Genomic DNA, 9,417 nt, shown 5'->3' with positions numbered 1-9,417 from the left:
AATGTCGCATGTTATTGAATTATTATAAATCTTGGTAAAAATTTTATAAAAAAAATAAAAAAGACGAGAACTTGCATCAGTTAGCAATTACATTATCAACTATCGATCGCCTCTAAGTTTTTAAATCGAGTTCTATCACTTCGTGAAAAACTTAACATCGCTGTTTACCTATTAATCATCACTTTACGAAAGAGGAAAACCTATGATGCCGCGGTGAATTTATATAAATATTGATTTACCGCTTTTGTATTATTAGATCTCAAGCTAAGAATTTTTTGAGTAAAAAAACATGTGTAACTGAAAAAATAAATCCAACTTCAAAGATGTTTAGTCTTTTGAGCGCCAAAAATTGAAACCAAACTAACCGCTAGTAATTAAGCATCTACAAGTAGTAATGAGACATAATTGAGCATTCACTGTAACCTATTTCTAACGCCGCTCCTATTATATCGAAGTTCGATCTATAAGATTGAAGTTATAGATTTAGATGATGAGACTATCTATTCGCCACTGTAGTTGAAACGAAGAACCTTCACTTCTAACTTGCGGAATCAATATTCTAACATTTTTTAAAGAAGTTAAATTTCACTATGCATTTGAAGGTTTTGCAAGATGTCTTAGTTTTAAACACAGTCACATTCCAATTCTGTGATATCGTTCTTCCAACAGAGTTTTGTACTTCTCTTTGTATTCGTCAGAAAGAAATGAATGATCAATCCATTGCAAAGCAATTGGTTTCCTTTCCTTATAACGCTTGGCAATACCGTTAATCTGCTTGGCGTTTAACCCTAACAACAGTCCCAATCTTTGAAAATGCTCCCATTGAAGGTTTCTTTTTTTTCCCTCCAATGTTAATGCGAGTTCTTCCGTGTCTTCGGGATTTACGATTGCTACATTCAAAAGATCGTAGGCTGGTACCAACGTCCATTTTCCGTTCGTGTTGATCATGGAAAAATTTTTCAGGTGCATATCGTTGTTTCCAGTCAAAAAACAAAAGACTGCCAATTCTAAGAAGGAAAACTTATCCAGTAACGTATTGTCTGAATATGCATCCAGTGCCTTACCCACTTTCTCCATTGATCCTTTGTATTTGTCAAATGCTTCTGTTATTTGGAACATATCGAGCATATGTATTTTTTCTCCCTCATCCGTTCGGTCTATTCTTTTCGTAATATAAGATGGTTCACCAGATCTTAACCGTATCAGACTGGACTTTACAACGTTGATACCGAAAGCTTCAGCGATACGCATGGTTAAATGTTCATTTTGTGGCATTTCAGGAAAATAATCGGAAGGCGGTTTGAAGATATAATTTCCACCCAAAGCTCCCACAACGGTCAGACGCCCCTTTTCTCCGTCTTGAATAGTTCCCTTTACTACCGACAAAGAAAGTTTGGGCTGAACCCCAGGAACAGCTATACTTCGCTCTACGACGTTCTTTGCTAATTCAGTCATTTGTGATAATGAGTTTTCAATCGCTGGCGGCTGCTTTGTGCCAAAAAAATCTAAACTACATTTTTCGTGAAAACCATCGGACTTATCGTTCGGCAATTTTTTATAACAATATAAACACTTTTCGTTAATCATTTTCCTGAGGTATAGGTTGAACACTTACTGCACCGATACAGTTCTGGCAGCATGCTAACAGTAAAGCCATACGGTCGTTTGTATTGATTTTCCAACTCTTGGAAGCAATGTCTAACAACCAACCTTCAGGTATTAGTCCCTCAAAAAATGGAAACAAACGTTTATCATTATAGGGTTTGGATCTTACAGGCATGGTGAATGTTATGAATGCTGCAGGATAGGCTTTAATGTAGGCTTCATCATAGTGAAAAACATATTCACCATCGTCGGTCTCCGTGAGAGTTCCCGCCAAATGATCCTTATAGTAAATAGATGCTCTTCTCATCTCTGATCCTTTGCTTTAAATATCTCTCTGGCATTTACAGGAACCAAGACATGTCCAAACATTTTAAGTACTTGGTTGACTTTTTCGAGATTTAGGTTTTCCTTACCCTGTTCTATTTTCCGGATAACCGTAAGTGCAACACCAGCTCGTTCAGCAAACTCCTCTTGTGTAAGATTTACTTCCTTTCTTTTCAACTTCACAAAATCTTTAAGTATCATCATAATTATATGTTTTCACAACTAATCTAAGCAAATATAAAGTTTTATATGTTAACGCATATAAAAATAATTAATCGCTATGGATTATATGTATTTAGATATAACAACAATTACATTTTTACTATGTAGTTTCAATAGGAAAATTAAAAAAACATTGTCACATTAATTCAAGAAGCAACTCGCAACCACTAAAAATGCAAAACAAGATATAAAATAAAGCCATCTACAATACTTAAACTTGATAGAATTTTGGGCACTTTTCGGCCGCGCTTGCTGATATAACGTGAAATCGAAGTTTTTGACTGATGAAAGTAAGTACTGGAATATTATTGAATTTTGAAAATGGCGAGCTGTAACCTATTTAATCTCTCATTACCCCCCAGTAAAATCATGCATATTGTTGGATTGCCGGAGATGACTTTTTTTGATCAAGAAGAACATCATTTTTTACCTAAACGTACCACCTAGGCTCGAACTCGGAGCCAAAAAGATCTTTAGTCTTTTAAGCGCATCAAAGTACAAAGGTTATAAATTCTGATTATAAGACACTTGAGCTTGCAAAATTGTAGAACTCCGAAACTAATGTAACCTATTTGTAACCTAACTCCTATTCTTTGAATTTTGTTTACAAGATAAAATTGGAGGTTGAGATTATTAGGCTTTTTAGGGACTCTCATCGATATAGTGGAAAATCTATGTTTCTGACTTAAAAAGCCAATTTATTGATAATTAATGAGTTTTGGAACCATAAGGCTGTAATCTATTTGTAACACGCTGTAGATATTTCTACGAAATTCATTTATTGGTGCTATATGACAATTGCATCTATAGCACACTCTTCTCCTCCTGAATTTCGCGAATCTGCCACTGGAAGTCTATGACGTGTAGCGTCAATTCCTCAATATTTTTTAATCGACAAATATGAAAAGACCGCACTTCTAACTATTTCTGCAACATTTTATTTGCCGATGGGATCTCTGGAAGATGCTTGTTTGTTTTGATGAAGAGTGCTAAAGAATCTAACGGTGTTAACTCATAATCTGGCTCGAAAACATAGTCGGCAGCCTTTTGCATATTTACCAAGATTTCATGTGCATGTAGCTTACCAACAATATCCAAAGGATGTTCTGGCGTCTGTGTGCCGAAACCTATCCTGTCTTGTGAAAAAGATCGAAAAGAGCGTGCCGGGACATTACCACTCTGCGCTGATATAGTACTTAATGATAAACTATTTTGATCGATTCCGCGACGTTACTGTGAAAAACTAAAGCTTTGACTTTAACAACAAGGTCATTATCTGAAGACACCAAATGATGTATTAGAATCTCATATGTACTGTTGCTAAATCCTCCTATTCTCAATTGAGTTACTAAGGGACCTCTTGCGGCAACAATCTCACTCGCCTGATTAAGGTAGCTATCAGTTCCATTAGAAACTATGTCAAAGCGCTTCGTTAAAACATCTCTTTAGTTGATAATTAAAACCACCGTTTATTTCCACTTCAATAGTTCCCCATATTGGATAAGTAAGGCTATCATACGCCTTCGCTGGTGTATTCGACACCACCTATATAGTCTCGGATATCCCCTTGTGTGGAGTATTGCGTAGCTTAGTGCCTAGGGCATCGTAAAAATAACCGATCCTCACCTTAATCCACTATTGTAAACCGTATCTGGAAGACTTAAGTTTTTGTAGCCGATGCTCACACAGATTCTGTCTTTGGTCGCATTGCCGTTCACATCGTAGGTGTATGTTTCTGTAATCGCATAGATCAGGCTGGATTAGATCTTAGATAAGATGGTGGACCACCTATTGGGAGTAAAATACACTATTATAGCTTCCAATTAAAAATTGTCTTTATCTAAGATCCTAAATATTACTATCTCATGTCGCATTTTTAATATTCAAATAAAAATTCCCATATTTAACAATATTTAAATTAGGACTTATTACCTTATGCTTTTTGATATTCATTCGGCAGAATACCACTTATATAAACAATATTGGAATTAATCTTAACTAAAGATTGAGAAGTCTCACTGCTATATTGTAAGCTTTTCAAAATATTTAAGATCCAAAAACCAGTATCTTAAAACAAATTTATATGAAATCAAAAATTATTAATAATACTGTTACTTCGTTAAAATACAAATTTGACGATGATAATATAATTGCCCTTCGAGAACATCAACAGCAATTTGTGACCGAAATAGAGGACTATCCTTCCGATAAATATCATGGAGAAGGAATTGTCTATACAGCCGGGGGTGTAAACTATGTAACGTGTGCATATGTATCTATTAGCGCCTTGAGGCACAAGGGATGTAAGTTACCTATTGAAATTTGGTATGTCGGAAATGAAATTACAAGTTATGTTATTACACAATTCGATGGATTAGATGTACAATTTAGAGATCTATTAGATTATGAGAATATAAAAAGTACAGGCTACTATTTGAAACCATTGGCTATATTACATAGTCGATTCGAAAGAGTATTGTTTTTAGATTGTGACAATGTAGCTTATCAAGATCCCTCATTCTTATTTGCCTCAGATGAATTTAATGCTAGTGGGGCTATATTTTGGCCAGATTATTGGAGGACAAACCCAGAAAATCCTATTTGGAAAATCATAGGATCCCCAATTGATTGTAGTGATATTGAACAGGAAAGCGGACAGTTGCTAATCAATAAAAAGGCTTGCTGGAAAGCTCTTAACTTATGCGTTTACTTCAACAAATATTCTGATTATTACTACAAACTACTTGAAGGGGACAAAGACACATTCAGATTTGCATGGATCGCACTAGAAACTGATTTTATAATGGTTCCGTACCTACCTGCGAGTCTGGGAATAGTTGAAGGAACTTCTTTTTTTGGGAACACGATGGTGCAGCACGACTTTTCTGGTAAAATATTATTTCTTCATCGAAACCTTATGAAATGGGGTATAACACTAAAAGGTGAAAAGTTTTGGACAACACTAAAAAGTTTCAGAACTGATGCAAAAAAAACGTTTGTAAATCATAAACAACGTGGTATGCGGACAATGATTGATCTTAGCGGTGACGTTGACACTGTAGAGATTTCTAAAGATATTTCAAAATTAGAAGACATCTGTCTTGGCTACCTAGAAAGTTGGCGTAGTTCAGAATTATACCTACGTTATATAGAGCACATGTATTTTGTAAATGCACGATTTGGTCTGAGATTTGATTCTGAATCTGACTTAGCAGATGGTAAATAAACACTATGTTCTTGAGTAGCAATATCTATGTGTCAATAAATTCGCAATAAATCGAAAAAATTTTAAAGCTTAATCTTTTTTAGAAATGAGATCATTTCTTATAATACATTCACTTATTGCAATCATACTAACCAACTATTGTCACTCCCAAATATTTGCACCTGATCAAAAGAAGATAATTAGTGAGCTGGCAAGAAATAGGAAAGTGATCGCAGTTGGAGAGGAAACGCATTTCAAGAAATCTCTCGTAGATGCTAGGATCAAAATAATTAAAGAACTTGTGACTGAACATCAAATAGACATCATAGCTATAGAGGGTTCAATAAATGTTTCTCATATAATTAATGAGTACGTTAGTGGCCAAACGCAATCCATAATCTTTCACGAAGTTTTACCTGGACTTAATGAGCCATATTTATTGCAAGGAGCAGGCTTGTACGATTGTGAGCAGATGATTGAATTTATCGAATGGTTAAGAGAGTTCAATTCGAAAAGAAAAAATAAAATTACATTTGCAGGGTTTGATTTTCAGAATTTTTCTGTGCCCATTGACAGTCTCCAAAAATATAGTAACGGCGATATAGAGATTAATTACAAATTGTCAAGTATTCAAACAACCTTAAGAAAATCTATATTATCAATTTTAGACAGTGGAATCAACGTCATAGCCACAAGAAATTGGCTGGAGACGTTTAGGTCCGCAAGAAAAGATCTCAAATATGTGGAAAGACAAATTTTTTCAGATGAAAATGCAATTTTCTTTGATGAGTTGAAACAATTTACGAATTTGTGGGATGCCCCTTCTTTTCCTCGGGATTCGCTTATGTTTGAAAATCTAAAAAAAAATCAGCCGTAATGAAAATGTAATTGTATTAGCCGCAAATTATCACTTAGAAAATGATCCATTATTTAAAGGTCCAAAAAAAATGGGAACATTTTTAAGAGAATACTTTAATGAGAATTATCTAGCAATCGGCTTAAAGGAGGATCAAAATTCTGCAATTAGATTAAAAAATCCGAAAATAGTCGATGATAAAAAGCTAGATATCGTAATTTTTGTATCGCAGGGGGAAAAATGTAATCGTATTTATAGGAAGTAATAATAATGTGATCCTACCGGATCCTTAACATTTAGCCTTACCTATCTTTGAAACCTTACCCTTTTCGTAAGGCTATCCGCGTTGTACTGCCTGAATTACCTCATCCCTAATACTTCAGAAATGATTGACTTCTCACCAAGACTTATTTTCATAGACCCAATATCATTTTTATTAATATAAGAACTAATAGAGCTGTTTTTAAATCCAATTACCGCATAAAATAATCTGTTTGACTGGTAGGAATTGGTTACATAGTGTAGATGACCTTTGAAAATTTGATTTTTTAGCTTTGAATTACCGTATATTGTTAATATAATTTCCGGTTTTAGGCTATCTAAAACCACTTTTTCGTCTTCCAAAATAAAGCTTACGGTTATATGATCTTGAAGATTATTTTGTGAACTATCAGCAAGTGTAGGAATAGAGAAAGTATTTAGGCATAGTCTATCTTGATCTACGTTGCTACTGCTACTCTTAGAAGTGGAGTGATATATATTAGCAGTAGAGTTTTCTTCAACCTTCACTTTCACCTCTAACATCTTAGGGAATTTAACAAATCCAAACAGAATTACTAGCAACACAGTTGCTATGGTGTTTATTAGACTACCTCTATAAAATAACCATTTTGGAACATTTCGTAATACTTTGACAGTTTGTTTTGAATAACACTTATAATAATTATGTTTCTTATTTACCATACGACTATCCTCCTATATCTAACTGGTTTTTTATCAACTCCAAATATAGCCCTCCTAGTTTTACTAATTCTAAGTGAGTACCTTGTTCTATAATTTGTCCCCTTTTTAAAACTATAATATTATCAGCATTCTTAACTGTACTTAATCGATGAGCGATTATCAAGGCAGTTCTATTTTTAAGAAACTTCGAAAGGTTATCGCTAAGTAGCTTTTCAGTATTAGCATCTAATGCACTTGTCGCTTCATCTAAAAACAAGTAGTCAGGCATTTTATATAGAGCTCTTGCAATTAAAATCCTTTGTCTTTGACCTTGACTTAGTCCGGATCCAGCTTTTCCTACTATTGTTTTTAATCCCAAAGGTAGTGAGTTGATAAATTCCGTAAGCCTGACAAGATCTATTATTTCTAACATCTTTACGTCGTCAATTTGTTCTTCGGACAAAGCTATATTACCTTCTATAGTATCATCAAAAATAAAACTATCTTGCATAACAACTCCACAGGCTTTTCGCCATACTTTGAAGTCAATGTCTTTAATGCTAATTCCTCCAATTGTGATATTACCTTTAAAACAATCATTATACTTCATTAGCAGCTTCAATATAGATGACTTACCGCTGCCGCTTTCTCCAACGATTGCTGTAGTTTTTCCAGCAGGAATCTTTAGATTTAAATTTTCGAAAACATGAGAACCATTGGCTCCCTCGTAACCGAATGAAACTCCCTGAAAGTGTATAGATTTATCATTAGGAATTTCACTCAAATACTCCTTATCAAGTTTAATCTCATCATCTTGTTCAAAAACTTCATTTAACCTACTAAGACTCATTTTGGCATCCTGATAAGACTGAATAAATCCTAACAAAGATTCAACGGGACTACTAACTGCCCCAACAATATATTGTATAGCAATCATAGCACCCAAGGTAATTTCGCCGCCTATCACATACTTTGCACTGAGATAAGTAATCAATATTCCGCGAATTTGGGAAATAGCCATAGATCCAACATGCTGTGTTTGAGACAGCTTCAAAGACTTAACCTTGTATTGAAACAGATTTACTTGAAGGTCTTCCCAAGTCCAACGTTTTTTCATTTCAGCGTTATTGTTCTTGATTTCCCGGATTCCCTGAATTAGCTCAACAAGTTTATTTTGATTTTCGGAAGAGATCTTGAATCTCTCATTGTCTAGTTTTCTCCTTGCTGGCAAGAACATAAAAATCCAAATGAGGTAGATTACTGTTCCTGCAAAAAAAACAGAAAAGATAAGAAGGTCATAAATCAACAATAGAGTACCAAACAAAATCATTGTTAAAAGAGAAAAAAAAGCATTTATAGTATTTCCTGTGAGAAAACTTTCAATCCTCTCCTGATCATTAATTCTCTGTATGATATCGCCGTGAGTTTTCGTGTCAAAAAAACGCAAAGGCATTGCAATTATCTTTATAAGCAAATCTGTCAATAGCGATATATTTACTCTGGAGCTAATATGTAATAATATCCATGAATTTAAGGTAGATACGGATATTTGTGCCAACCATAAGGAAATTTGCGCAAACAAAATTAAGTTGACAAGTGAAATATCATTGCCTTTGATACCTACATCGACTACATACTGAGTCAATAACGGTATAGATGTCTGCAACAATAAGCCAATTATCAAACCCCATAACAGTTGATAAATAATTTTCTTATATGGGTAAAAATACTCTACAATACTCTTCCAATTGAGTGAAATATCACTATCTGAACTTTGCAATTTGTAAAATTTTGGAGATGGAGTCATAACCAAAGCAAAGCCATTTTCTTTAATACTATTACTTTCCCAATGCTCTTGCAAGGAAGACTGGGAGTATCTCGTAAGTCCTATTGCAGGATCAGAGATGTAATAATTATTGCTGACTACTTTGTATAGTACTACAAAATGATTTTGATCCCAATGTAGTATCGCAGGTAACGAAATTTGCTTTAGCTCGCTTATTGGCAATGCTACACCAAAGGAATCAAAACCTAATATTTTGGAGGCATTTTCAAGATCGGAAAAACTAACACCTTCCTTTGAGCTATTACACAACTCCTTTAATTTTTTAGTACTTATCAATTTCCCATAATATTTCGAGATTATTTTAAGACACGTTACTCCACAATCCATTTCATCACTTTGTAAAAAATTAGGAAACCGTTTAAATCTAAAATTCATTTTAACAAGAAATAATCTGATAAGATTGAATAAGCTAACATT

General features: G+C 34.2%; 8 protein-coding genes. 2 read left to right on the top strand and 6 right to left on the bottom strand.

Translation table 11 applies throughout. The features are described 5' to 3' along the window. Positions 1-633: 633 nt before the first annotated feature. From A0125_RS07675 to A0125_RS15845, 4 genes are all read right to left on the bottom strand, one after another. A complete protein-coding gene (locus A0125_RS07675) occupies positions 634-1,455 on the bottom strand; it encodes a HipA domain-containing protein (protein ID WP_197464820.1) in 822 nt (273 codons plus the stop codon). Positions 1,456-1,579: 124 nt separating this feature from the next. Next, positions 1,580-1,912, bottom strand: a complete 333-nt coding sequence (locus A0125_RS07670) for a HipA N-terminal domain-containing protein (RefSeq protein WP_066754195.1) — start codon at positions 1,910-1,912, stop codon at positions 1,580-1,582. Continuing rightward, the gene (locus A0125_RS07665; RefSeq protein WP_066754193.1) at positions 1,909-2,133 is read right to left on the bottom strand and encodes a helix-turn-helix domain-containing protein; all 225 of its coding nucleotides are present in this window, start codon (positions 2,131-2,133) and stop codon (positions 1,909-1,911) included. The genes A0125_RS07670 and A0125_RS07665 overlap by 4 nt, the downstream gene beginning before the upstream one ends. A 939-nt stretch (positions 2,134-3,072) precedes the next feature. Further along, complete coding sequence (locus A0125_RS15845; RefSeq protein ID WP_197464819.1) at positions 3,073-3,249, bottom strand: hypothetical protein; 177 nt, start codon at positions 3,247-3,249, stop codon at positions 3,073-3,075. Between the two features lie 985 nt (positions 3,250-4,234). Here A0125_RS15845 and A0125_RS07660 point away from each other — a divergent pair. Both A0125_RS07660 and A0125_RS07655 read left to right on the top strand, forming a co-directional pair. After that, entirely contained in the window at positions 4,235-5,377 is a 1,143-nt protein-coding gene (locus tag A0125_RS07660) for an alpha-mannosyltransferase (protein ID WP_066754191.1), read from the top strand. 85 nt (positions 5,378-5,462) lie between these two features. Continuing rightward, on the top strand, positions 5,463-6,233 hold the full coding sequence (locus tag A0125_RS07655; protein ID WP_066754189.1) for an erythromycin esterase family protein: 771 nt from the start codon (positions 5,463-5,465) through the stop codon (positions 6,231-6,233). A gap of 339 nt (positions 6,234-6,572) precedes the next feature. On the opposite strand, the gene A0125_RS07650 is transcribed toward A0125_RS07655, so the two are convergent. Beyond that, positions 6,573-7,175, bottom strand: coding sequence for a hypothetical protein (locus tag A0125_RS07650; protein ID WP_066754184.1), 603 nt, complete (start codon positions 7,173-7,175; stop codon positions 6,573-6,575). A gap of 4 nt (positions 7,176-7,179) precedes the next feature. Further along, complete coding sequence (locus tag A0125_RS07645; protein ID WP_066754309.1) at positions 7,180-9,375, bottom strand: peptidase domain-containing ABC transporter; 2,196 nt, start codon at positions 9,373-9,375, stop codon at positions 7,180-7,182. Positions 9,376-9,417: the final 42 nt, after the last annotated feature.

It is taken from the genome of Sphingobacterium populi, assembly GCF_001586775.1.
Taxonomy (GTDB): Bacteria; Bacteroidota; Bacteroidia; order Sphingobacteriales; family Sphingobacteriaceae; genus Sphingobacterium; species Sphingobacterium populi.
Note: the sequence above shows the minus strand (reverse complement) of the source record. Positions and strands in the feature narration are given on the sequence as shown.